This window comes from Flavobacterium nitratireducens, assembly GCF_029625335.1.
Classification (GTDB): Bacteria; Bacteroidota; Bacteroidia; order Flavobacteriales; family Flavobacteriaceae; genus Flavobacterium; species Flavobacterium nitratireducens.
In genome coordinates this window covers 1,786,134-1,810,879 of the sequence record NZ_CP121111.1, presented here as the reverse complement: position 1 = coordinate 1,810,879, position 24,746 = coordinate 1,786,134, and the positions used below count along the sequence as shown (strand labels likewise).

23 protein-coding genes and 1 pseudogene are annotated in these 24,746 nt (G+C 34.4%); 1 reads left to right on the top strand and 23 read right to left on the bottom strand.

Annotation, left to right across the window (positions count from 1 at the left end; all coding sequences use genetic code 11):
• Positions 1 to 45 precede the first annotated feature (45 nt).
• From P5P90_RS08625 to aspS, 21 genes and pseudogenes are all read right to left on the bottom strand, one after another.
• Positions 46 to 369: pseudogene (locus P5P90_RS08625) on the bottom strand (LexA family protein); the annotation flags it as partial.
• Between the two features lie 106 nt (positions 370 to 475).
• A complete protein-coding gene (locus tag P5P90_RS14190; protein ID WP_340696390.1) occupies positions 476 to 1,099 on the bottom strand; it encodes a DinB/UmuC family translesion DNA polymerase in 624 nt (207 codons plus the stop codon).
• Positions 1,100 to 1,257: 158 nt separating this feature from the next.
• Positions 1,258 to 1,749 (bottom strand): Y-family DNA polymerase, encoded by a 492-nt coding sequence (locus P5P90_RS14185; protein ID WP_340696389.1) that lies wholly within the window; start codon positions 1,747 to 1,749, stop codon positions 1,258 to 1,260.
• Between the two features lie 287 nt (positions 1,750 to 2,036).
• The gene (locus P5P90_RS08615) at positions 2,037 to 3,014 is read right to left on the bottom strand and encodes a Gfo/Idh/MocA family protein (protein ID WP_278036499.1); all 978 of its coding nucleotides are present in this window, start codon (positions 3,012 to 3,014) and stop codon (positions 2,037 to 2,039) included.
• A 24-nt stretch (positions 3,015 to 3,038) separates the two neighbouring features.
• A complete protein-coding gene (locus P5P90_RS08610) occupies positions 3,039 to 3,755 on the bottom strand; it encodes a DsbA family oxidoreductase (RefSeq protein ID WP_278034323.1) in 717 nt (238 codons plus the stop codon).
• A 147-nt stretch (positions 3,756 to 3,902) separates the two neighbouring features.
• Positions 3,903 to 5,273 (bottom strand): NADH-quinone oxidoreductase subunit N, encoded by a 1,371-nt coding sequence (locus tag P5P90_RS08605; RefSeq protein WP_278034322.1) that lies wholly within the window; start codon positions 5,271 to 5,273, stop codon positions 3,903 to 3,905.
• 52 nt (positions 5,274 to 5,325) lie between these two features.
• Positions 5,326 to 6,768, bottom strand: a complete 1,443-nt coding sequence (locus tag P5P90_RS08600) for a complex I subunit 4 family protein (protein WP_278034321.1) — start codon at positions 6,766 to 6,768, stop codon at positions 5,326 to 5,328.
• Positions 6,769 to 6,777: 9 nt separating this feature from the next.
• Positions 6,778 to 8,661 (bottom strand): NADH-quinone oxidoreductase subunit L, encoded by a 1,884-nt coding sequence (nuoL, locus tag P5P90_RS08595; protein ID WP_278034320.1) that lies wholly within the window; start codon positions 8,659 to 8,661, stop codon positions 6,778 to 6,780.
• A 6-nt stretch (positions 8,662 to 8,667) separates the two neighbouring features.
• On the bottom strand, positions 8,668 to 8,988 hold the full coding sequence (gene nuoK, locus P5P90_RS08590) for an NADH-quinone oxidoreductase subunit NuoK (RefSeq protein ID WP_026712543.1): 321 nt from the start codon (positions 8,986 to 8,988) through the stop codon (positions 8,668 to 8,670).
• Position 8,989: 1 nt separating this feature from the next.
• Positions 8,990 to 9,529, bottom strand: a complete 540-nt coding sequence (locus tag P5P90_RS08585) for an NADH-quinone oxidoreductase subunit J family protein (protein ID WP_278034319.1) — start codon at positions 9,527 to 9,529, stop codon at positions 8,990 to 8,992.
• The gene (locus P5P90_RS08580) at positions 9,530 to 10,093 is read right to left on the bottom strand and encodes a NuoI/complex I 23 kDa subunit family protein (RefSeq protein ID WP_278034318.1); all 564 of its coding nucleotides are present in this window, start codon (positions 10,091 to 10,093) and stop codon (positions 9,530 to 9,532) included.
• Between the two features lie 113 nt (positions 10,094 to 10,206).
• On the bottom strand, positions 10,207 to 11,259 hold the full coding sequence (nuoH, locus tag P5P90_RS08575) for an NADH-quinone oxidoreductase subunit NuoH (RefSeq protein ID WP_278034317.1): 1,053 nt from the start codon (positions 11,257 to 11,259) through the stop codon (positions 10,207 to 10,209).
• Positions 11,260 to 11,262: 3 nt separating this feature from the next.
• Entirely contained in the window at positions 11,263 to 12,306 is a 1,044-nt protein-coding gene (locus tag P5P90_RS08570; protein ID WP_278034316.1) for an NADH-quinone oxidoreductase subunit G, read from the bottom strand.
• A gap of 84 nt (positions 12,307 to 12,390) precedes the next feature.
• Positions 12,391 to 13,758: an NADH-quinone oxidoreductase subunit NuoF gene (gene nuoF / locus P5P90_RS08565; RefSeq protein WP_278034315.1), complete on the bottom strand. Its 1,368-nt coding sequence runs from the start codon at positions 13,756 to 13,758 to the stop codon at positions 12,391 to 12,393.
• A gap of 1 nt (position 13,759) precedes the next feature.
• A complete protein-coding gene (locus P5P90_RS08560) occupies positions 13,760 to 14,290 on the bottom strand; it encodes an NADH-quinone oxidoreductase subunit NuoE family protein (RefSeq protein ID WP_278034314.1) in 531 nt (176 codons plus the stop codon).
• Positions 14,291 to 14,293: 3 nt separating this feature from the next.
• The gene (locus P5P90_RS08555; RefSeq protein ID WP_278034313.1) at positions 14,294 to 15,532 is read right to left on the bottom strand and encodes an NADH-quinone oxidoreductase subunit D; all 1,239 of its coding nucleotides are present in this window, start codon (positions 15,530 to 15,532) and stop codon (positions 14,294 to 14,296) included.
• A gap of 32 nt (positions 15,533 to 15,564) precedes the next feature.
• Positions 15,565 to 16,086: an NADH-quinone oxidoreductase subunit C gene (locus tag P5P90_RS08550; RefSeq protein WP_278034312.1), complete on the bottom strand. Its 522-nt coding sequence runs from the start codon at positions 16,084 to 16,086 to the stop codon at positions 15,565 to 15,567.
• Position 16,087: 1 nt separating this feature from the next.
• On the bottom strand, positions 16,088 to 16,636 hold the full coding sequence (locus P5P90_RS08545; protein WP_278034311.1) for an NADH-quinone oxidoreductase subunit B: 549 nt from the start codon (positions 16,634 to 16,636) through the stop codon (positions 16,088 to 16,090).
• A gap of 137 nt (positions 16,637 to 16,773) precedes the next feature.
• Complete coding sequence (locus P5P90_RS08540) at positions 16,774 to 17,139, bottom strand: NADH-quinone oxidoreductase subunit A (RefSeq protein WP_278034310.1); 366 nt, start codon at positions 17,137 to 17,139, stop codon at positions 16,774 to 16,776.
• Positions 17,140 to 17,375: 236 nt separating this feature from the next.
• Entirely contained in the window at positions 17,376 to 17,570 is a 195-nt protein-coding gene (locus P5P90_RS08535) for a cold-shock protein (protein WP_035634121.1), read from the bottom strand.
• A 128-nt stretch (positions 17,571 to 17,698) separates the two neighbouring features.
• Positions 17,699 to 19,447: an aspartate--tRNA ligase gene (aspS, locus tag P5P90_RS08530; protein WP_278034309.1), complete on the bottom strand. Its 1,749-nt coding sequence runs from the start codon at positions 19,445 to 19,447 to the stop codon at positions 17,699 to 17,701.
• Between the two features lie 237 nt (positions 19,448 to 19,684).
• On the opposite strand from aspS, the gene P5P90_RS08525 reads away from it, so the two are divergent.
• Complete coding sequence (locus P5P90_RS08525; protein WP_278034308.1) at positions 19,685 to 20,053, top strand: toxin-antitoxin system YwqK family antitoxin; 369 nt, start codon at positions 19,685 to 19,687, stop codon at positions 20,051 to 20,053.
• 253 nt (positions 20,054 to 20,306) lie between these two features.
• On the opposite strand, the gene P5P90_RS08520 is transcribed toward P5P90_RS08525, so the two are convergent.
• The gene (locus P5P90_RS08520; protein WP_278034307.1) at positions 20,307 to 23,483 is read right to left on the bottom strand and encodes an efflux RND transporter permease subunit; all 3,177 of its coding nucleotides are present in this window, start codon (positions 23,481 to 23,483) and stop codon (positions 20,307 to 20,309) included.
• A gap of 195 nt (positions 23,484 to 23,678) precedes the next feature.
• Entirely contained in the window at positions 23,679 to 24,746 is a 1,068-nt protein-coding gene (locus P5P90_RS08515) for an efflux RND transporter periplasmic adaptor subunit (RefSeq protein WP_278034306.1), read from the bottom strand.

The following is a 24,746-nucleotide window of genomic DNA, read 5'->3' as shown; positions in this document are numbered from 1 at the left end:
ATAATAGTTTTAAATGCAAAGATGTGGAGTCGAATTTGTTCGACTTCACATTTTTTTTATCACATAGGTCACAATTCCCCAAATGATAAGTTGGTTTTCTTCAGTGACATTTATGGGGTTGTAATTTGAATTTTCAGGCATGAGATATAGACAATCTTTTTCCAGTTTGATGCGTTTTACAGTAAATTCTACATCGATAAAACAAACGGCGATTTTGTTGTCTTGTGGTTCAATGCTTCGGTCTACAATCAATACGTCCTTGTCTTCAATTCCTGCATCAATCATCGAATTTCCTTTTACTTTGATATAAAAGGTTGCCAGCGGATTTTCGCTTAGTTCCTTATTCAAATCGATGTTATTCTCCATGAAATCAGCTGCAGGCTAGGGGAATCCTGCCGATACACCATCAGGGATGAAAGGAATTCGCAGTTCGCTTTCGTAATCTGGTTTGTGGAATGTGAGTTTTGGATTTTTTTCATTCGCATCGTATTTCAAGAATATCTTTAAAACTAGTTGTGTATTTAGGCGATAAATACCTTTGGTTCATATCCCAAGTAAGATTTAAGTTTTGGCTTGCCAATTTTATTTTGGTATCCCCTAGTTTTGAATTCAACTGATCCATGACTTTCATCAAAGCCAAATGTTTTGGGTTTTCTTCTTCAAATAATTGAAACTGTTTTTGGTTTTCACCAATGAGTTCCGTAACAATAACACCTGCTTTTTTAAATTTCAAATTTTCGTTGCCTTTGTGTAATTGTTTGAATAATTCGACTGCTGTATTGGCAATGGTCAAAGTCGAATTGGTCGCAAAAGGCAAAGTCATTGCTTTGTTGAAATAGTATTGTGTGTTTTTGTTACTGTGTTTGTCAATAACAAGCATCACAATAACGGTATGACAACAGGATTTTTGCTTGCGTAATTTTTCGGCACAAACCGAAGCAAAGGTCGTGATACGTTCCCGTAGTAAATCATATTCTGCTATTTGTTTGGGAAAACTTCGGGTTATGGAAATGCTTTTCTTTTGTTCTACAATTGGTTCAAGTTCTATAACGGCTTTACCTTCCAATTCTGCCTTTAAGCGGAGTCCCACTACTCCCATTTCTCTCTTTATCCAGGCTTCGTGTTGCGGCTGAATAAAGTCAAAAGCCGTGTTGATGTTTCGTATTTTAGCTTTCTTAGTAGTTCGGTATCCAATGCCCCAAACATCCTCAATTTTAGTCCATTTTAAGGCTTTGATGCGTTTTTCTTCCGAGTCAATTACATAACACCTAGTGTGCGGTCTTGGAATTTCTTAGCAATTTTATTGGCAACTTTTGATAAGGCTTTGGTTTCGGCAAATCCAATACAAACTGGAATTCCAATCCATTTTTGAATCCTTTTTTTGATTTGGATGCCATAATCGTGGTAATCTGCAATGTTTAATCCATCAAAATTTAGAAAGGCTTCGTCTATACTATATATTTCTACGTTTGGTGTAAACTGTTGGAGTACTTCCATCACGCGACGACTTAAATCACCATAAAGAGCATAATTGGATGAAAATACTTTTACATCTTTCTCTTTTATCAAATCTTTGATTTGGAATGCTGGTACACCCATTGCAATTCCTGCAGCCTTGGCTTCATTACTTCTAGATATAACACAGCCATCGTTGTTAGATAATATCGCAACCGCTTTTCCGTTGAGTTCCGGCTGGAAAACACGTTCACAGGAAGCATAAAAATTATTACAATCGACTAAAGCATACATACTACAAAATTACATATTAGTATGCTTTTTATACGTTTTGAATTAGATTTTTGTTTATGAGCCACTATATTTTTATATGACTTATTTTTCGCTCAGTATTTATTTGTTCTTAATTTTTCAGGTTAACTTTGTTGTAAATTGTTTTAGTTTTTAAAATAAGTGCAACTGTTATTTATTTTTGGTACGATATGTGTTATTCTTTTTTTGGTTAGAAATTTGCTATTGGTTAGTAATTAATTAGTTTGTGTAGTTAGTTAAAAAGCTTCAGGTGGTTCTGAAGCTTTTTTTTATATTGAATTCATAATTTTATCCATGATCCAACTAGTGTGTAGGGCTGTTTTCCCTCCAGATGGATGTGTTCCATTACCCAATAGTTGTTCTTTCATTGCTTCTACATGATGTAATTGTACGTTTTCAGGATGTTCAATTACTAGAGGTATAGTTCCATTTTCATTAGTAAGTACAATTGGATTTTCGTCAAACACTGAAAATTCTATCGTTCCTTGGCTTCCGTAAATTATTACTTTGTCCTCTCTTTTTGTACATCCAAAATTCCAACTTCCAGTTCCTGTAATCCCCGTTTTGTGTATCCAGCAAGCTACTAATGCGTCTTTTGCAGAATATAAGTTTTGCTGGTTAGTACTTATACCTGAAACTTCTTCGAATTCGCCCAGTAAAAAATGAAATAAATCCAATCCATGGCTAGCTAAATCATCAAAATAACCGCCTTTAGCTACATTTGCATCTGTACGCCAGTTGTAAATTCCTGATAAATCCTGTGCAGAGGCAGGTTTGCTTAAATGCCAGTTGATATGACGGATTTCTCCAATACTATTAGCATCCAGCCATTTCTTTATTTGTGTAAATCGAGGTAGAGAACGACGATAATAAGCAACAAAAAGGGGTACTTTTTTGGTTTTAAATGCATCATATATTGTTACACAATCATCATAACTAGGAGCTAATGGTTTTTCAATACAACATGTTTTTCCTGCTTCAGCTACTTTTAGTCCATATAGTTTGTGCGAATTGGGTGGGGTAGCTATATATACAGCGTCTACTTCTGGATCGTTGATTAGTGCATCAGCATCCGAATAGAATTTTTTTATACCGAGTCTTTTGGCATAATCTTCTGCTTTTTCCGCATCTCTGCGCATTACGGCTACAATTTCAAATCCTTCGGTTTTTTGATAGGCAGGACCACTTTTCTTTTCAGTAACATCTCCACAACCTATAATTCCCCATTTGATGATTTTTTTGTTCAGAAGTATTCATTTTATCTTTTATCTTTAATTGCATCCATCTATGCCACAGCTAGCATTGTTTTCGGTATTCAAGATAGTAATTTTTGAATCAAACTGTCCTTCTTCCCATACCTTTTCTAAAGTTTTTATAAAGGTTTCTTTGTATTGGGCTCCTGAAATAGCATATTTGTTTTCAAATACAAAAAAGGGCACTCCTTGTATTCCAATTTTTTGCGCAAGTTCGATGTCTTGTCTTACTTCTTCTGAGAACTCATCTGAGTGTAGTACTTTTTCAATATTATTCGTTTCAAGTCCTGCTTCTAAACCTATTTGTTTTAATGTTTCATTGTCATCTACATTTTTTCCATCCGTAAAATAGGCTTTAAAAAGTAATTCTTTAAGTGTGTTTCCAAGCTTTTGTTTTTTAGCTAAATGAAGTAATCGATGTGCTTTGAATGTATTGGCCATAATGGCTTTTTCGAAATGGAATTCTAATCCCGAATTAGCAGCATTTTGAGTCGTATTTTCTAACATTTCTAGAGCCCATTCTTTGTTTTTTTGATACTTTTCGGCTAAATGTTCGGCTAAATTATCATTTTCTTCAGCAATAAAATAGGGGTCTAATTGGAAACTTTTCCATTCTATTTCAATGGCATCCTGATGTCCAAATTGTGCTAATGCCTGTTCTAATCTTCTTTTACCGATATAACAAAAAGGACATACAATATCCGACCAAATTTGAATCTTTAATTTATTTTCCATCTTTTTATCTTTAATATTTGTATATACAAATGTATAATTTCTTTTCCTAATTTGTTGTTTCTATATGTTTTAATTAGGATTGGTTTATGCAAATAAAAAAACCATCAAAACGAATCTTGATGGTTTGTATATAATTTGAACGTTTGACTATATTAAATCCAAAACAATTGAAGGGAAAAATCCTAAAGCAATGTTTAAAATTATAGCAACTACTGCAACTATATAGTAAAGTGTAGGAGTAGGGATTTTAGCTTCATTAGGTTCTTTAGTATACATTGCTAAAATTAATTTGAAATAATAGCCAACACTTATAATAGAGTTAATTACAGCTACAATCACTAAGGCTATGAAACCAGCTTGAATAGTTTGTGTAAATAAGAATAATTTAGCAAAGAAACCTCCGAAAATTGGAATTCCCGCCATAGATAATAAGGATGCAGTTAATATAGCAGCCATTAGTGGATTGTTTTTTCCTAAACCATGGAAGTTATTAATATCTTCATTTTCTCTTGTTTTACAAACGTATAATATCACGGTAAAGGCTGCAATACCAGCTAAGGCATAAGCTGAAGTATAATATAATAATGTTCCTGAAGATTTTTCGGTACTTAATAAAGTCATTAACATAAAACCAGCATGTGAAATACCTGAAAAGGCAAGCATACGTTTTACGTTTATTTGACGTAATGCCATGATATTTCCAACAGTCATAGAAGCAATAGATACAATCACAATTACTAATTGGAACGCCGGAGAAATATCAGCATTCATTGTTTTTACTAATTTGTAAAGTGTGGCAATAGCTACCACTTTAGCTAAAGTACTCATCAATGCAGTTGTCAAAGCTGGTGAACCTTCATACACATCTGGAGCCCAGAAATGGAATGGAACGGCTGCAATTTTGAAAAGCATTCCTATAAAAACCAATACAATTCCAATAGGAAACCAAATTGGTAATTCAGCTGAGTGTGATAATTCGCTTATTTCAGCAATATCAAAACTTCCCATTGCTCCGTATATTAAACAGATTCCAAAAAGGATAATGCCTGAAGCAAATGAACCCATTAAGAAATATTTCAAACCCGCTTCATTACTTTTAATACTTGTACGATTGCTTGATGCTAATACATAAAGGGCAATTGATAGTACTTCGATTCCTAAAAAGAACATCGCTAAGTTTCCAAAAGAAACCATTGCTACTGCTCCAGCTAATAAGAATAGTTTTATCGCAATAAAATCTGAAAATTTTGATGGACGATTTTCATAAAATTTTTGTCCTAAGATTACTAAAAATAGCGTTAGAATAATAAATAATGCTGAAAAAGCCGATGAATATTTGCCCACTACAATCATATTGTTGTAATAAGCAACAGGCGATTCGTTAATTTCTGAAATATCTAATCCCAGAATAGCTAGTAATCCAATTACTACTATTGGAACGATTGCTTTTCTAGCATCAAAAATTTCAAATAAAAGGCATAAAACACCTAATCCAATTATAGCTATTAATGTATTCATATTTTTTATTGTGATTCAGGATTAGAACCTGATATTAAATAGTCGGTCTTTATTATTGAATTTTAAAAAATGTTCTCAGTATCTGATCCAAAGCGGGAGTAATTAAATCATTGATTGGTTTTGGATACAAACCAAAAATGAAAATTACCGCAATGATGATTACTAAAACCAAAGTTTCATGAAAATTTACATCAGCAAAAACTCTTGTATTGGTTTCACCAAGCATTACTTGTTGGTACATTTTCAACATGTAATAAGCTCCTAAAATAATAGTTGTTCCTCCCAATAAAGCAAACCACAAATTGATTTGTGATAAACTGTATAATACGGTAAACTCTCCAACAAAGTTAAAGGTTGTTGGTAAAGCTACAGAAGCTAAAACTAAAATCATAAACAAAGAAGCAAATTTTGGTGCTTGTGAACGAATACCACCCATATCGGCAATGTTTCTGGTTTCATATCTTCTGTAGATAATTTCGGCAGCAAAGAACAAACCTACTACCACAAAACCGTGAGCTAACATTTGCAATACAGCTCCTCTTAGACCATCGATGTTTAAGGTATAACAGCCTGCTGCAATTAAACCTACGTGAGCCAAAGAAGAATAAGCCAATAATTTTTTTAAATCTCTTTGTCTTAATGCTACAATTGAGCCATAGATTACTCCTGCAATCCCTAAACCGATTAGTATTGGTAAATACGTTTTTGAAGCGATTGGAGCTAATGGAAGTTGCCAACGTAAAACACTATACAATCCCATTTTAAGCATAATACCTGATAAAAGCATGGTTCCAACTGTTGGTGCTTTTTGGTACACCTGTGCTTGCCAAGTGTGGAATGGTATAATCGGAATTTTAATAGCATAAGCTAAGAAGAATGCCCAGAAAACGAAGAATTGCTCTGTTCTGCTTAATTCTACTTTGTATAAATCTTGAATTAAGAAGCTTCCCGCTTTTTGATATAAATAAACAAAAGCAATTAACATAAATAAGGAACCTGCAAGCGTGTAGATAAAGAATTTAACTACTGCTTTTTTGCGTTCCTCTACATCACCATTACCCCAAATTAAAGCAATAAAGTAAATTGGAATTAGGGCCAACTCCCAGAAAATATAATACAATAAACCATCGGAAGCTAAGAATGTTCCTGTCATGGCAAATGACATAAACAAGATCAAAGCATAAAATGATTTTGCATTTTTATATTCATTTCCAAAAGACGAATAGATAATCAAAGGAGTTAATGCCGTAGTAAGCAAAAGCATAATTAATGATAAACCATCTGCAGTTAATGAATAAGCTATAGATGGATTATTAATCCAATAAGTAAAGAAACTTATATTTTCACCTGCATTATAACTGTTTAATAACGCTATAGATAATCCAAAAGCAACTAAGCTGAATAATAATGCCACTTTTGAAGCCAGTTTATCGCCAGCAAAGTAAGTAGCAAATGCGCCAACAAAAAGTATAATTAAAAGTACTGATACGTTCATGATATAAAATTATTGAGCTAAAAATAAATAAGTTACTATACTGCAAAGACCTAATACAAATACGAACAAGTAAAATCCAATACTTCCTGTTTGTAATTTTCTTCCTTGATAACTTATTTCGTTGGTTACTTTTCCTAATCCAAATACCAAAGCAGATAATGTTGTTTCTACATAATCTCTAAAGAATTTTGACAAGCCATTTATAGAGTTTACAAAGATCACATCGTAAATTTCATCAATGTAATATTTGTTGTAAAGCACTTTATCTAAACCTGTAATTTCTGAATCCTCAGCTGGAACTTGTCTTTGTTTAATGTATTTTACAAAAGCAATGATAATTCCAATTAATCCCCCTGCTACTGCTACTGCCATTAGTGCATATTCTTGTGTTCCAAAATGATGTGCTTCATGCGCTTCTTTTGAAAATAAAGGTGCTAAATAACCATTTAACCAGCTATTAGTTGGTAAGCTTATTGCACCCCCAATAGTCGCTAAAATAGCTAATACAATCAATGGGAAAGTAATTAAAGCCGGACTTTCGTGTAAGTGACTTTTTTGATGTTCAGTTCCTCTAAAATCAGTATAGAAAGTTAAGTACAATAAACGGAACATATAGAAAGCGGTCATCAATGATGCTAAAGAAGCGATTACCCAAAGAACCGTGTTATGTTCAAAAGCAGTCATTAATATTTCATCTTTCGAGAAAAATCCTGAAAAAGGAGGAATGCCTGAAATGGCTAATGTTGAAAGTAAGAAAGTGATAAAGGTAATTCCCATAACTTTTTTCAATCCTCCCATGTTACGCATGTCTTGTTCTCCATGTAAAGCATGAATTACCGAACCTGAACCCAAGAACAAACAAGCTTTAAAGAAAGCATGAGTAATTACGTGGAAAACGGCAATTTCGTATGCTCCAAATCCTAAAGCTAAGAACATTAATCCCAATTGTGATACTGTAGAATAGGCTAGTACTTTTTTGATGTCTGTCTGTACCAAAGCAATAGTTGCAGCAACTAAAGACGTTACAGCACCAATGATGGCAATGAAGTTTTGTACTTCTGGAGCTAAATCAAAAACATAATTCAATCGGGTAATCATAAAGATACCTGCAGTTACCATCGTAGCCGCGTGGATTAAAGCCGAAACCGGTGTTGGTCCTGCCATCGCATCAGGTAACCAAGTGTACAATGGAATTTGAGCCGATTTACCACATGCTCCAATGAACAAAGCAAAAGCAGCTAATGATATTAGGGATAAATCTACATTGCTAGATGAAACAATGGCTGTTTTTAAAGTAGTATAATCTAAAGTTGAGAACATAGCACCAATGATAAAAATACCAATTAGTAATCCTAAATCCCCAATTCTGTTCATGATGAAAGCTTTCTTTGCCGCATCATTATAATCTTGGTTTTTATGCCAAAACCCGATAAGTAAGTAAGAACAAAGTCCTACACCTTCCCAACCAATGAATAGTACTAATAAGTTGCTTCCAACAACTAAGGTAATCATGAAGAAGATGAATAAATTCAAGTAAGCAAAAAACTTATGCATATTTTCATCATCATGCATGTAGCTGATAGAATACAAGTGAATCAACGAACCAATTCCAGTTACAAAAAGCAACCATAAAACTGATAATTGATCTAAAAGAAAACCAAAATCAACTCTGAAATTACTAATTTGAATCCAATCGAATAATTGAATATGTATCGGCTGCTGGTCAATATTTATTTTTGAAAAGAAACAAAGTGTAAGCGCAAATGATAAGACAACAGTTAATGTTCCCACTACACCTGAAGCTGTTTTGCCAATATTTTTTCCAAAGAAAATATTAAATAAAAATCCTAAAAGAGGAGCTAATAATAAGAGTAAAGCTAAATTCGTATTCATTATCGTTTATCCTTTTAAGTTTTTTAAATTATTAATATCAATCGAACCTAAATTTCTAAAAATCGATACTAAAATAGCTAAACCTACTGCTACTTCGGCTGCTGCTACTGCCATAGAGAAAAACACAAAAACCTGTCCTTGTGCATCCTGATGATAGGTTGAAAATGCCACAAACAATAAGTTTACTGCATTCAACATAATTTCTATCGACATAAATACGATGATAGCATTTCGTCTGTATAACACTCCAAAAACTCCAATACAAAACAGTATTACAGAAAGGAAGATATAATTCTCAATGCCTATTTCATTTAAAATATTAGTCATTTTATTTCTCCGTTTTTTCTTTTTTAGACAATAGTACAACTCCAATCATTGCTACTAAAAGCAAGATAGAAGCAAATTCAAAAGGAACCATATATTCGTTCAGTAATACGTTTCCTAATACTTTTATAGATTGGTAATCTTCTCCAGTAGCAATATATTCTCCTTCAATTGGTTTAGAATTGATAAATACCAAAATCAAAACAATGCAGATTAAACAAAAAGAAACAATAGCTCCTAATCGGGTAATACGTGGTTTATGTACTTCATTTTCTTTATTCAAATTCATCAACATCAGTGTGAATAAGAATAAAATCATAATAGCTCCGGAATACACTATAATATGAACTATAGCCAAAAACTGAGCGTTTAATAGTAAATAATGACCTGCAATAGTGAAAAAACAAATCACTAAATATAAAGCACTATGAATAGGATTTCTACTAAAAATAGCTAAGAAAGCAGTAATAACGGTGATAAATGCCAGAATACAAAAAACAATTTGTATAGTAGTTACGTTTGCAAAATCAGGTATATGTATCATTTAGTTAGCGTTTTTAAGCCCGCCCGCTGCAAGCTGGTTAGTATTCTTTATAGCCATTTCTAAAGGCATCACTAATCTATCTTTTCCAAAAATAAAATCCTCTCTTTCATAACTGGAAGGAACTAATACTTTTGAAGTCGTTAAGTAAATTGCGTCTTTAGGACACGCCTCTTCACAAAGTCCGCAAAAAATACAGCGTAACATATTAATTTCGTATATCTCTGCATATTTCTCTTCACGATACAAATGTTTCTCATCCGCTTTACGCTCTGCCGCCTTCATGGTAATGGCTTCCGCAGGACAAGACAAAGCACATAAACCGCAAGCGGTACAGTTTTCTCTTCCTTGTTCGTCACGTTTCAACATGTGTTGTCCGCGATATACGGGACTCATCGTACGTACTTGTTCCGGATACATAATAGTAACCTTCTTAGAAAACAAGTGTTTTAGGGTAATAATTAATCCTTTTACAATCGCAACAAGATATAAACGCTCTAAAAAAGTCATCTCTTTGTTAGAGACTTGCTTTTTTCTTCCCGATAAGGATATGGTTTCTATTGACATCTTTTTTATTTTTATTTGAAGCTATTCCCGCTATTCGTTTCAATCTTTTAAGTTTTAAAGAAAAACTTAAAAGGATTTCCACTGCTATCGGGGCTAATACAACTCTTTGCTAATTAAAATCCTAAGAATGCTAGTAATTCATGTCTTAAAATTACAATTCCCGTAATCATGATGTTTAAAATCGAAAGTGGAATTAAAATTCTCCATCCTAAATGCATCAATTGATCGTATCTAAATCTTGGGATAGTCCATCTTACCCACATATAAAAGAAAATGAAGAAACATATTTTAGCAAATAAAACTCCAATTCCAATAACGTTAGCAATATTTACACCCCAGTTTTCTACAGCCCAACTCATTCCTGGATAATTGTAACCACCAAAGAATAATACAGCCAAGATGGTAGAAGAGATAAACATACTTGCATATTCAGCAAATAAATAGAATCCCATTTTCATCGAAGAGTATTCAGTGTGATAACCACCAATTAATTCACTTTCACATTCTGCTAAATCAAAAGGAGTTCTGTTCGTTTCAGCAAATGAACAAATTAAAAAGATTAAGAACGAGAGCGGTTGGTAAAACACATTCCATTTTAAACCTTCTTGTTGCAAACTTATTTCTCTTAAACTCAAGGTTCCTGTCATCATCAACAATGCAATTATAGATAATCCCATAGCAATTTCATAGGAAACCATTTGAGATCCAGCACGAACAGCACCCATTAAAGAGAATTTGTTGTTAGATGCCCATCCACCTATCATGATGCCATAAACACCAATAGAAAGAATGGCAAAAATGTACAACATAGCATTATCGATATCCGAAGCCTGTAAAATGATATCTCTTCCAAATAAATGAAAATGATCTCCCCAAGGGATTACAGCACTTGTCATCAATGCTGTACTCATAGCAATCGCTGGACCAACATAAAATAAGAATTTATTAGGAGTGTTTGGTTCAAATTCCTCTTTCGCAAATAATTTCATTCCATCTGCTAATGGTTGTAATAAACCTCCTTTTCCTGCTCTGTTCGGTCCTATACGGTCTTGCAACCAGGCTGCAATTTTACGTTCAGCAAGTGTAGAATACATGGCCATAACCATCGTAATGGCAAAGACAGCCAGAATGATCACACTTTTTTCTATAATAATTGTACTGTCCATTTTTTATAGATTACCATTTTTAAATTCTTTTTGCTCTTCTTTGCTCAACGGGATTGCCGTCATACTGATTTTTTTACGGTCTTGTTCTCTACCTTTCAAAATTCCTTCTTCAGTAGCAATGTGTACCGTATCCATTTTTCTGGTGTAATTGTTTTGGTTAATAACCGAATCTTTATCGAATTTTTTTGGTCCTTCAATTACCCAGTCAGCTGGATCTTTGTGGTCAAAACGACATTCGTTACAAATAAATTCTTCTACCTCGTGGTATTGATCTTTACGACCTGTAACTCTTTGAATTTCGTTACCAAACATCCAAACAGTTGTTTTTCCACAACATTTATCACAATCTCTGTGAGCATTATAAGGCTTGTTAAACCAAACTCTTGATTTGAAACGGAACGTTTTATCAGTTAATGCTCCAACTGGGCATACATCAATCATGTTTCCTGAGAATTCATTATCAATTGCCTTAGAAATACAAGTCGAAATATTAGCATGGTCACCACGGTCTAATACTCCATGAACTCTATTATCTGTTAATTGATCAGCAACAGCAACACAACGTTGACATAAAATACAACGGTTCATGTGCAATTGAATATTCGGACCAATATCTTCTGGTTCAAAAGTTCTTTTTTCTTCAATAAAACGGGTCTTCGATTTTCCGTGCTCAAAGCTTAAATCCTGCAAATCACATTCTCCAGCTTGATCGCAAATAGGACAATCTAATGGGTGGTTGATTAATAAAAATTCGGTTACTGACTGACGTGCTTCACGTACACGATCCGAATTTTTGCTATTTACTTCCATACCATCCATACATCCTGTTACACAAGAGGCCATCAATTTAGGCATTGGTCTTGGATCGGCATCACTACCTTTTGACACTTCCACTAAACAACAACGGCATTTACCTCCCGTTTTCTCTAGTTTAGAATAATAGCACATTGCAGGTGGAACTGATTCTCCTCCTATCATACGAGCAGCTTGCAGGATGGTAGTTCCTGGTGCTACTTCTATGCTTTGACCGTCTATTGTTACTTTCATTTATTCTTTTGTTTTTTTAGTTTTAGGTTTAAAAGTTTCAGGTTAACTAACTTCAAAACTTTAAACTTCTAACTTTAAACTATTTTATACTGTTTGTTTTGCTACCAAATGTCTTACTTTCTCAAAAGGCTCAGCAACAAAGTGATCTCTGTTTTTGATTCTTTCTGGGAAACGAATATGATATTCAAATTCTTCTCTAAAATGACGAATAGCTGCAGCTACCGGCCACGATGCGGCATCTCCTAATGGACAGATCGTGTTTCCTTCAATTTTACTTTGAATACTCCACAATAATTCGATGTCTTCTTCACGACCCTGACCATTTTCAATACGCCATAAAACTTTTTCTAACCATCCTGTTCCTTCTCGACATGGAGTACATTGCCCACATGATTCGTGGTGGTAGAAACGTGAGAAATTCCAAGTGTTACGTACAATACAAGCCGTATCATCGTACACGATAAATCCTCCTGAACCTAACATCGAACCCGTTGCAAATCCACCATCACTTAAGGATTCGTAAGTCATTAAACGATCTTCACCATTTGCTGTTTTAAAAATCAAATCAGCTGGTAAAATTGGCACAGATGAACCTCCAGGTACTAATGCTTTTAGAGGACGACTTGAACTCATTCCTCCTAAATATTCATCAGAATTCATGAATTCATCTACACTTAAACCCAATTCTATTTCGTAAACCCCTGGATTTTTAATGTTTCCAGATGCCGAAATTAATTTAGTTCCTGTTGATCTTCCGATTCCAATTTTTGCATAATCATCACCTGAATTATTTACAATCCATGGCACTGCTGCTATAGTTTCTACGTTGTTTACTACTGTTGGGTTCGCCCAAAGTCCTGAAACGGCTGGGAATGGTGGTTTGATACGTGGATTTCCTCTTTTTCCTTCTAATGATTCGATTAAAGCGGTTTCTTCTCCACAAATGTAAGCACCTGCACCACAGTGAACGTGTAATTCTAAGTCGTAACCTGTTCCTAAAATATTTTTCCCTAACCATCCTGCAGCTTTAGCCTCAGCAATCGCTCTTTCTAATATTTTAAAAACCCACATGTATTCTCCACGGATGTAGATGTACGAGCGGTTAGCGCCCAAGGCATAACTGGAAGTAATCATACCTTCGATTAATAAGTGAGGAATAAATTCCATCAAATACCTATCTTTGAATGTACCCGGTTCAGACTCATCGGCATTACAAACCAAGTGTCTTGGTTTTCCTGATTTTTTGTCAATAAAACTCCATTTCATTCCAGCTGGGAAACCTGCACCACCACGACCTCTAAGCCCTGATTTTTTTACTTCCTCAACGACATCGTCAGGAGTCATTGTTTTCATGGCTTTTTCAACAGAAGCATAACCGCCGTGTTGACGGTAAACTTCATAGGTTTTAATCCCTGGAACGTTGATTTTGTCTAATAATATTTTTCTTGACATCTTATTTATCGTGTAATATTATTTTATTATCTCGGCAATCAGCAATTAACTGATCGATTTTTTCTTTCGTTAAATGCTCTTTGTAAAAATCACCTAATTGCATCATAGGAGCATATCCGCATGCACCTAAACATTCTACCCCTCTTACTTCGAAAAGACCGTCTGGAGTCGTTTCACCGATGCCTACACCTAATTTTTCGCAGGTATAATCCATTAAATCTTCAACTCCGTTTAGACAGCAGCAAGAAGTTTGACAAAACTCAAACATGTATTTCCCAATAGGTTTTAGGTTAAACATGGTGTAGAAAGTAGCTACTTCGTAAACTTCGATAGGTAAAATTTCAAGAATTTCGGCAACTTTATCCATTAGCTCAACGCTTAACCAGTTGTCATGAGCATCCTGAACTTCGTGTAAAACGGGCAGTAAAGCCGATTTCTTTTTGTCTTCAGGGTAATGACTTATTAATTCATTGATGCGAGCCATCAATGCTTCAGTCATATTTATTTCTTGTTTGTGATGTGTACGTTCCATAATTTATGCGTCTAATTCTCCAGCAATTACATTTAAACTGGATAAAATAACAATGGCATCTGATAATAATGCGCCTTTTATCATTTCAGGATAAGCTTGGTAGTAAATAAAACAAGGTCTTCTAAAGTGAAGTCTGTATGGAGTACGACTACCGTCAGTTACTAAATAGAAACCAATTTCTCCATTTCCTCCTTCTACTGGGTGATAGATTTCGGCAACTGGAACAGGAACTTCTCCCATTACAATTTTGAAATGATAGATTAAGGATTCCATGTTGTGGTAAACATCCTCTTTTGGAGGTAAATAGTAATCAGGAACTTCGGCATGGTATTCGTTTCCAGCTGGCATTTTATCTAACGCCTGACGAATGATGCTTAAACTTTCCCAAACTTCGGCATTACGCACACAAAAACGGTCGTAGGTATCTCCTGATTTTCCTACTGGGACTTTAAAGTCAAAATCCTCGTAAGAACTATATGGTTGTGCAACACGAACATCATAATCCACACCAGCAGCTCGTAAATTTGGACCTGTAAATCCGTAAGCCATGGCTTTTTCAGCCGAAATAGCTCCAACGTTTACAGTTCTGTCAATAAAAATTCGGTTTCTTTCAAATAAGTTTTCAAATTCTTTCCAAGCAACCGGGAATTCTTCTAAAAACGTGTTTAGTAATTCAAAAGCTCTTGGTGACCAGTCTCTCTCAAAACCACCAATTCTACCCATGTTTGTTGTTAAACGAGCTCCACAGATTTCCTCGTAAATTTCATATACTTTTTCTCTAAATTGGAAAACATATAGGAAACCAGAATAAGCTCCTGTATCTACACCTAAAATCGAGTTACAAATTAAGTGATCGGTAATTCTAGCTAATTCCATTACAATTACTCTTAAATATTGAGCTCGTTTTGGAACTTCGATATTTAGTAATTTTTCTAAGGTCATCCACCATCCCATATTATTAATAGGAGAGGAGCAATAGTTCATACGGTCTGTAAGAGGGGTGATTTGATAGAAAGGACGATTTTCGGCAATTTTTTCAAAAGCACGATGGATATAACCAATAGTAGGTTCTGCATCCAGAATTCGTTCTCCATCCATCAACAGAATATTTTGGAAAATTCCGTGTGTAGCTGGGTGAGTAGGACCTAAATTCAAGATAGAAAGCTCGCTTCCGTCTTCATTTGATCGCTCTTTTATTATTTTAGCATAGCGATGCTCTGGTGGTAATAATAGTTCTGACATTTATAGAATGTGAAAAATTATATATTGTTTTTTTAGCAATTGTCTACTGTTCTTCCGAAGAAACGGTCGTCTTTATCAGTTCTTCCACCATCTTCCATTGGGAATTCTTTACGCATAGGGAAAGAAATCATTTCATCCATATTCAAAATACGTTTTAATTGTGGATGACTAATAAAGTTGATGCCGAAGAAATCGTATGTTTCTCTTTCCATCCAATTGGAAGTCAAGAATATATTAGAAACGGTTTTGATTTCAGGATTTTCTCCGTTAAGGAAAGTTTTGATTCGAATACGTTTGTTTTCGTACCAATTGTGCATGTGATAAACAACGGCAAATTGTTTATCAGCTGGGTTATCAGGATAATGAATTCCGCATAAATCTGTTAGGAAATGAAAACGTAATTCAGGATCGTTTTTTAAGAATAAAATGATTGCAGTGTTGTTTTTTGCATTAATTTCAAACGAAAAAATATCTCTTTCCTGTTGGAAATTAAAAACATCAGCTGCGAATGTTTCTACTAATTTATCTTGGATAGCTGTATTTTCTAATGCCATTTTATTTGATATTATAAGAAGCTAATAATTCTTGATACTCAGGTGAACTTCTTCTTCTTACTGATTCTGATTTTACAAGTTCTTGTAATTTCATTACACCATCAACAATTTGTTCTGGTCTTGGTGGGCAACCTGGAACATATACATCCACAGGGATAACTTTGTCAATTCCTTGTAGTACAGAATAAGTATCGAATATTCCTCCTGAAGAAGCACAAGCTCCTACAGCAATTACCCATCTTGGTTCAGACATTTGCTCGTAAACTTGGCGCAAGATTGGCGCCATTTTTTTGGAAATAGTTCCCATAACCATCAACATATCCGCTTGACGAGGAGAGAAACTTACACGCTCAGAACCAAAACGCGCTAAGTCGTAATGAGAAGCCATAGTGGCCATAAATTCAATTCCACAACAAGAAGTAGCAAAAGGTAATGGCCAAAGTGAATTGGCACGTGCCAAACCTACAACATCATTAAGTTTTGTAGCAAAGAATCCTTCACCTACAACACCTTCTGGAGGGGCAACCATATTTATTTTTGAATTACTCATTTTATAAATGTTATGCGTTATGAGTTATAAATTCATAACTTAAATTTAAAATCAATTTTTTTAAATCTTTTATCTTTTAAGATTTCTAGTTTTAGATTATAGTTTCTATTTAAAAATCTAAAATCTGAGATCTTTTATTAGTCCCATTCTAAAGCTTTCTTTTTGATGATATAGAAAAATCCAACCAAAAGTAAAGCCATGAAAACAATCATTTTTAGCATTCCTTCGATTCCTAATTCTTTGAAGTTAATGGCCCAAGGATATAGAAATATTACCTCGACATCAAACAAAACGAATAAAATAGCAACCAAGAAATATTTTACAGAAAATGGAATACGGGCATTTCCCACAGATTCAATTCCACATTCGAAGTTTTTATCTTTTGAAGCCGATTTTCTTCTAGGTCCTAGCTTACCTGAAATTAGGATGGTACCTACTACGAAACCTATTGCAAGTAAGGCTTGCATGAGAATTGGTAGGTAGTTAAATTGTTCTGATTGCATAGAAATAAATTTTGTGCTAAAATAAGTGACAAAGATATACTTCAATGTTATAAAACACAAGTTTAAAACCAAAATTACACATTGATTTTAAAGGTTTTTTTTGTAGTTTTTAATGATTATAAATAAGTAAATTTTGAATTTCTTTAAATAATCTAAAATTTTTAAGATTTGTACCAAAAAAAAGGTTCCGATACTATCGGAACCTTTTGGTCATTCGTAACAAAAAGCTATTTTGTTTAGATTACTGCAACTTTAGCAGCAACCTTTCCTTTTCTTCCTTCTTCTTCTTCGTAGCTCACTCTGTCTCCTTCGCGTAATTCTTCCGCGCTGATTCCTGAAGCATGAACAAAAATGTCTTTTCCTGTTTCTTCGTCTGTAATGAATCCGTAACCTTTTGATTCATTGAAAAATTTAACTGTACCTGTACGCATTGTAATAGTAATAATAATTTATAATAAGACAAATGTAATGTTTAATATCATACGAAAATGATTAATAGCAATATTTTTAATAAAATAATTGATATTCAGTGTTTTCAAACATTTTAAGAAGGCTTTTATTATAAATTTATTTTGATATGTAATTCCTCTAATTGCGTAGTATCAATAGCCGATGGAGCATCAATCATGACGTCTCTACCTGAGTTGTTTTTAGGGAAAGCAATAAAATCTCTAATGGTTTCCTGACCTCCTAAAATGGCAACCAATCGATCTAATCCAAAGGCTAAACCTCCGTGGGGTGGTGCTCCAAATTGGAAAGCGTCCATCAAGAATCCAAATTGCGCTTTAGCTTCCTCTTCTGAAAATCCTAAATATTTAAACATTAATTGTTGTGTAGCCTTATCGTGAATACGAATAGAACCACCTCCAATTTCGTTTCCGTTCAATACCATATCGTAAGCATTGGCGCGAACTTCCCCTGGTTTAGTTTCTAACAACGCAATGTCTTCTGGTTTTGGAGAGGTGAAAGGGTGGTGCATGGCATGATAACGACCGCTTTCTTCATCAAATTCTAATAATGGGAAATCCACAACCCAAAGCGGCGCAAAAACTTCCGGATTACGCAATCCTAAACGGGTTGCTAATTCCATACGCAAAGCACTTAATTGCGCTCTAGTTTTGTTAGCAGGTCCTGAAAGTACAAAAATCATATCGCCGGCTTTTGCTCCTGTTGTTTTAGCCCAGTTAGCTAAATCGTCTTGGTCGTAGAATTTATCTACAGATGATTTGTAAGTTCCGTCTTCATTACATTTTACATAAACCATTCCCGAAGCTCCTACTTGTGGACGTTTTACCCATTCGATTAAAGCATCGATTTCTTTACGTGTATAATTTCCAGCTCCAGGCACTGCAATACCTACTACTAATTCGGCTGCATTGAATACAGGGAATTCCTTATGTTGCGCAAATTCGTTTAGTTCTCCAAATTCCATCCCGAAACGGATGTCTGGTTTGTCATTTCCGTAGGTTTTCATCGCATGCTCATAAGTCATACGAGGGAATTTATCAACTTCAACTCCTTTTAATTCTTTTAATAAATGACGGGTCAATCCTTCAAAAATATTTAGGATGTCTTCTTGCTCTACAAATGCCATTTCACAGTCAATCTGAGTGAATTCAGGCTGACGATCGGCACGCAAATCCTCATCACGGAAACATTTCACAATTTGGAAATATTTGTCCATTCCACCTACCATCAATAATTGCTTGAAAGTTTGTGGCGATTGTGGTAAGGCATAGAATTGTCCTTCGTTCATACGACTTGGCACAACGAAATCTCTTGCTCCTTCAGGAGTCGATTTGATTAAATAAGGAGTTTCCACTTCGCAGAAATCCAAATCAGATAAATATTTACGAACTTCCATTGCTACTTTATGACGGAATAGCAAACTGTTTTTTACCGGATTTCTTCTAATGTCAAGGTAACGGTATTTCATTCGGATGTCTTCGCCACCGTCTGTTTCATCTTCAATTGTAAATGGTGGTGTTAATGCCGAATTAAGAATGTTTAATTCAGAAACTAAAATTTCAATTTCTCCTGTTGGTATGTTTTTGTTTTTAGCCTCGCGCTCAATTACCGTTCCTTTTACCTGAATTACAAATTCTCTTCCCAGCGTTTTTGCTAATTCGAATACGGTTTTTTCTGTACGACTTTCGTCAAATATTAATTGTGTTATTCCATAACGGTCTCTTAAATCCACCCAATTCATGAATCCTTTATCTCGTGATTTTTGAACCCAACCCGCAAGTGTTACTTCGGTGTTTATGTGTGAGGCGTTTAACTCGCCACAGTTATGACTTCTGTACATTATTGAAAAAATTTAATTATTTGGTTATAAGCCTTAAAAATGACTTGGCTGCAAATTTAGAACTAATTATGTACATTGAATTGAGAAAATCAATTTTTTAATGCATTGAATTTATTGGCTTTTTTAATTTCCAATGTTAAGTTTTTATCTAATGTTACTAAATTGTTACCAAAATGTTTTTTAAATGTAAATTAAGATGTAAATTTGATAAAAATAAATCATTTAAATTTTTACATCATGAAAAAATATATAATTATTGCAGCCGTTTTATTTACAGGAGTTATTTTCGCTCAAGATGCAAAACCAGTTTTAGAACCTTTTGGAAAAAAAGTAAAAGCTACTTATTTTTATGACAATGGTCAAGTGCAACAAGAAGGTTATTTTGTGAAAGGCAAATTAGAAGGAACTTGGGTTTCTTATGACGAAAATGGAAATAAAACCGCTATCGCCGAATATAAAAATGGAAAAAAAGTTGGAAAATGGTTTTTCTGGACAGATAACAATGATAAAGGATTTGCTACTTTAAGTGAAGTGGATTATTCCGATAACCGAATTGCATCAGTAAAAAACTGGAAAAAAGACGCAATTGTCAATAATATGAATTAAATCTACAATAGTTAATTACGAAAAAGGCTTCGCTGGAATTTTAGCGAAGCCTTTTTTATGGAACTAATTTTTTAGTTTAGTTTTCAATTTATAAGCAGCATACAAAGTGATTGCTGAAAGGATAATCCATAAGACATCTACAAAAAATAGCTGAAACTTTTTACTGCTAATGCAGTAAATCTATTCCTATAAAAACAAGAACCCACCTAAAATCAAATTTCAGGTGGGTTCTTTTATTGAAAAGGGGGTAAGATTACATGTTGTGTTTCGGGTTGAAACCGTCTTCACTTAGTTCTCTATGAACATAGTCGGCAACCATTTCGGCTTCGTAATCGATTTTTTCACCTTTAGAGAATTTAGCTATGATTTTTTCCATGATTTCATAAATCACCGGAACGATAATTAAAGTAAGGAATAAAGAAGAAATCAAACCTCCGATGATTACCCAGGCCAAACCATTTTTCCATTCGGCACCAGCTCCAGAAGCCAAAGCAATAGGAAGCATACCAAATACCATCGCAATAGTTGTCATCAGGATAGGACGCAAACGAGCGTGGTTTGCCTGAATCAAAGCAGTACGAATACTTTCGCCTGCTGCACGACGTTGATTCGTATAATCCACAAGCATAATCGCATTTTTACAAACCAAACCAATCAACATAATAATACCTAAAATGGTAAAGATATTTAATGAATTATTCGTTAATGCTAAGGCTAACATAGCTCCAATAAACGAAAGTGGAATAGCAAACAATACCACAAATGGATGTACGAAACTGTCGTATAATCCTACCATAACTAAGTACACTAAGATAATAGCCGCTAATAATGCAATTCCAAGTGTACCAAATCCTTCGGATTGATTTTCTTGATCACCTCCCCAAATGTAACTTACACCAGTAGGTTTTTCTAATTTTTGCAGTTTTTCCTCCCATTGGGTTACAATAGTTCCAGCTGGAACCCCGATGTTTTGACCTTGTACAGTTACTGAAGCCGTTTTGTCTCTTCGTTCTAATTTACTAGGTCCAGAACCTTCGGTTATAGTTGCAAATTGAGATAATTTAATTTGTTGTCCTAAATCATTAATAAAAATTAAGTTGCTTACATCAGTAATGTTTTTTCTATCAAAAGCATTGTATTTAATGTTAATATCGTATTCGTATTCACCAGCTCTAAATTTACCATCTGTATTCCCGCTGTAAGCTGTTTGCATGGTCATACCAACTGTTTGTAAGTTCAAGCCTAATGCCGCCATTTTATCACGATCCACCTGAACATTGATTTCAGGATTTCCGTCTTCAACGGTTAGTTTAATCTCGGTAGTTCCAGGAATTTTACGTAATTCAGCTTCGGCTAATTTGGCAAATTTCATGGCACTTTCTACATTAGGACCGGTAACAATTAATCCTAAAGTAGCATCTTCTGCCGAACCCATAATACCTACAGGTACTGTTTTTACTTTGGCACCAACCAATACTTTTTCTAATTGACGTTTCATTTTGGCTGCATATACAGAAGCTTCATCGGTGCGTTCTGATTGCTCAATCATTTTAACATCAATTTCAGCTTTATATGTGGTTGCCTGCGAAGCTCCCATACCTTCTGAAGTTTGACCTACAGTGGTAATTTGGCTATGTACATATTTTTGTTTTTTCAAATAGGCTTCTGCTTTTTGCGTCATGAAGTTGGTTTGTTCCAATGAAGCGTCTTTTGGCATTTCAATTTGCACTAAAAACTCACCACTATCCGAAGCAGCAAAGAATTCTCCACCTATAAAGCCTCCACCTAATAATCCTATTGTAGAAGCAAAGAATAAGATTACTACAATAACGATAGTTTTGATATAATGATTTAAAGACCATTCTAAAATTTCAGTAACCCAGTTAGTGAAACGAGTTAATAAACTTTCGAAACCAAGAATAATTCTTCCAAATAGATTTTTACCTTCAATATGTTCTAATTTTCCAAATCTTGAAGACAACCATGGAATAATAGTAAATGAAGCCAAAAGTGATAATAAGGTCGAAATTACTACCGTAGTACAAAATTGAGTAATAATATTAGAAACTAAACCGCTACTCATGGCAATTGGTAAAAATACCACCACAATTACTAAGGTAATTGAGGTTACTGTTCCGCCAATTTCTGCTGTTCCATCAAAGGCGGCACGAATACGACTTTTACCCATTTCCATGTGCCTGTAAATATTTTCTAATACCACAATGGCATCATCCACCAGAATACCTACAACGAGTGATAAACCAAGTAAACTCATTAAGTTTAAAGTGTAACCCATTAAGTAAATACCAATGAAAGTTGCAATTAATGAAGCAGGAATAGAAACCATTACAATTAATGAGTTTCTAATACTGTGCAAGAAGAACAACATTACTAATGCTACTAATATGACAGCAATCAATAAATCATGAATAACCGAATCAGCTGCTTCAAGGGTAAAAATAGTACTGTCTTTAGCTGTTTCTAGTTCAAGTTGTACAACCTTGTAATCTTTTTCCAGATTGCTAACCGTTTTAGCCACTTGTTCACTTACAGCAACGGCATTAGCATCTGATTGTTTTACTATTTGTAATACGATGGCACTTTTTTGATCTACACGAGCAATTTTCTCTGCAATTTTTTGGGTATCTTGAACATCAGCAATGTCTTGTAAGCGGATTTGAATTCCGTTTTTAGAAGAGATTACTAAATTTCTAAGTTCGTCAACATTTTTGTATTTACCAGCTAAACGGATAAGGATTTTTTGTTCACGAGTTTGAATATTTCCTGTAGGGAAATCAAGGTTTGATGCTAAAATCATTTGTTGCACTTGTGGGACAGACAAACCATAGCCTTGCAATTTAGTAGCGTCAAGGTTAACTTGAATTTCACGTTCTTGTCCACCAATGATGTTTACTTGTGCAACTCCCGGTACACGAGATAAAACGGGAGCAATTTTTTTGTCAATTAAGTCATAAAATGCGGCTTCGTCCATTTTACCATTGGCACCAATAGTAATGATTGGCATATCGCTCAATGAGAATTTGTTTAGTGACGGTGTTTTGGCGTCATCTGGTAAATCACTCAATATGGCGTTAATTTTTCGTTGTGCATCATTCATCGAAATATCTGCATTGGCATTCGAAGTCAATGTTATGGATACAACCGAAAGACTCTCATAGGATTTAGAATCAATTTTTTTGATGTTTTCTAAGGATGCAACTGCATCTTCTATTTTTTTTGTAACCGTGTTCTCAATTTCACTAGGAGAGGCTCCTGGGTATACAGTAGAAACCGTAATTACATTCATTTCGAATTTAGGGATCAGTTCATAGCCCAGCTGGCTGTAACTGAACAGACCTCCAAGGGTTAGTATCGTAAACAAAACGATAACTAAGGAAGGACGTTTTATGGATATTTCTGCTAATTTCATATTTTAATTTTAAGAAGGCTGTTATGAGTTAAAAGTTAAGTGTTAAGCGTTAAGTGTGACTGATATCTATTAGATTTTATAACATAGCATTATTTTATTAACGATGTTGTTGAAAATTGTTTAAGGAGTTAAAATGCGATTTCAATTTTTTAACAATTACCACTAACTTCTAACATATAACTCTTAACGAATAACTTATTTAATGATTTCTATTGTATTACCGTCTTGTAAGTTGATTTGTCCCGTTGTAATAACCGTATCTCCATCGGATAAACCGCTTAGGATTTCAACTTTGTCCCCTAAAATTCTTCCTGCAGTAACAGTTTTTAGTTTAGCAATTCCGTTTTCGGCAACAAAAACTTGATTACTACTTACACTACCTACAAAAGCTGTTCTAGGTATTACTGTCATGGTTTGTTTTTGTTGAGCTGATTTAAATACAGCTGTTCCATACATACCCGCTTTTAAATCATTATTAGCGTTGTTAGTGATTTCGATTTCAACAGGGAAATTTAAACTGCTATCCGCTTTTGCAGCGATAAAAGTAATTTTACCAGAAAATGTTTTGTCAGGGTACACACTGCTGGTTACGGTTATATTCGTACCTGTTTTTAAGTTGGCTACCTGACTTTCATTTACTGTTACTGTAAGTTTTAATGTCTTTACATTTACTATTTCGAACATTTTAGTAGCAGGCATTGCAGCAAGCATTGATCCTGGTTCTATGAATTTGGCGTTAATAATTCCATTTATTGGCGCTTTGATTCGAGTATCGCCTACGCTAATTTTTGCTTGTTTATAATTAGCTTCAGCATTTGTCAAAGCAACTTTTGCTTGATCTAGTTGTTGTTTAGTAACACCTCCTGTTTTGTATGCACTTTCAAAACGGTTGTAATCTGATTTAGCATTTTGATATACTGCTGCTGCAGCTTGTGCATTTACATTAATTGCGTCACCTCTCATAATGGCTAAGGTTTGACCAACAGCAACACGATCGCCTTCTTTTACAAGTACTTTGATTACTTTTCCTGAGTTTTCAGCTTCTAAGCTTAATTCTTGTTTTGGTTCAAAGTTTCCATTGGCTACAAAATCTAAAGATACTTCTTCTGTTTTTACAGTAGCTACTTTTACAGAAACACTGGCGTTTTTCTCAGCAACAATAGCAATTTTTTCCTCGTTTTCCTTTTTGTTCTTTGTCAATATAAATCCTATTAGTGCCAGTGATGCAATAATAATGACTGAAGTAGTTATAATTCTTTTCAT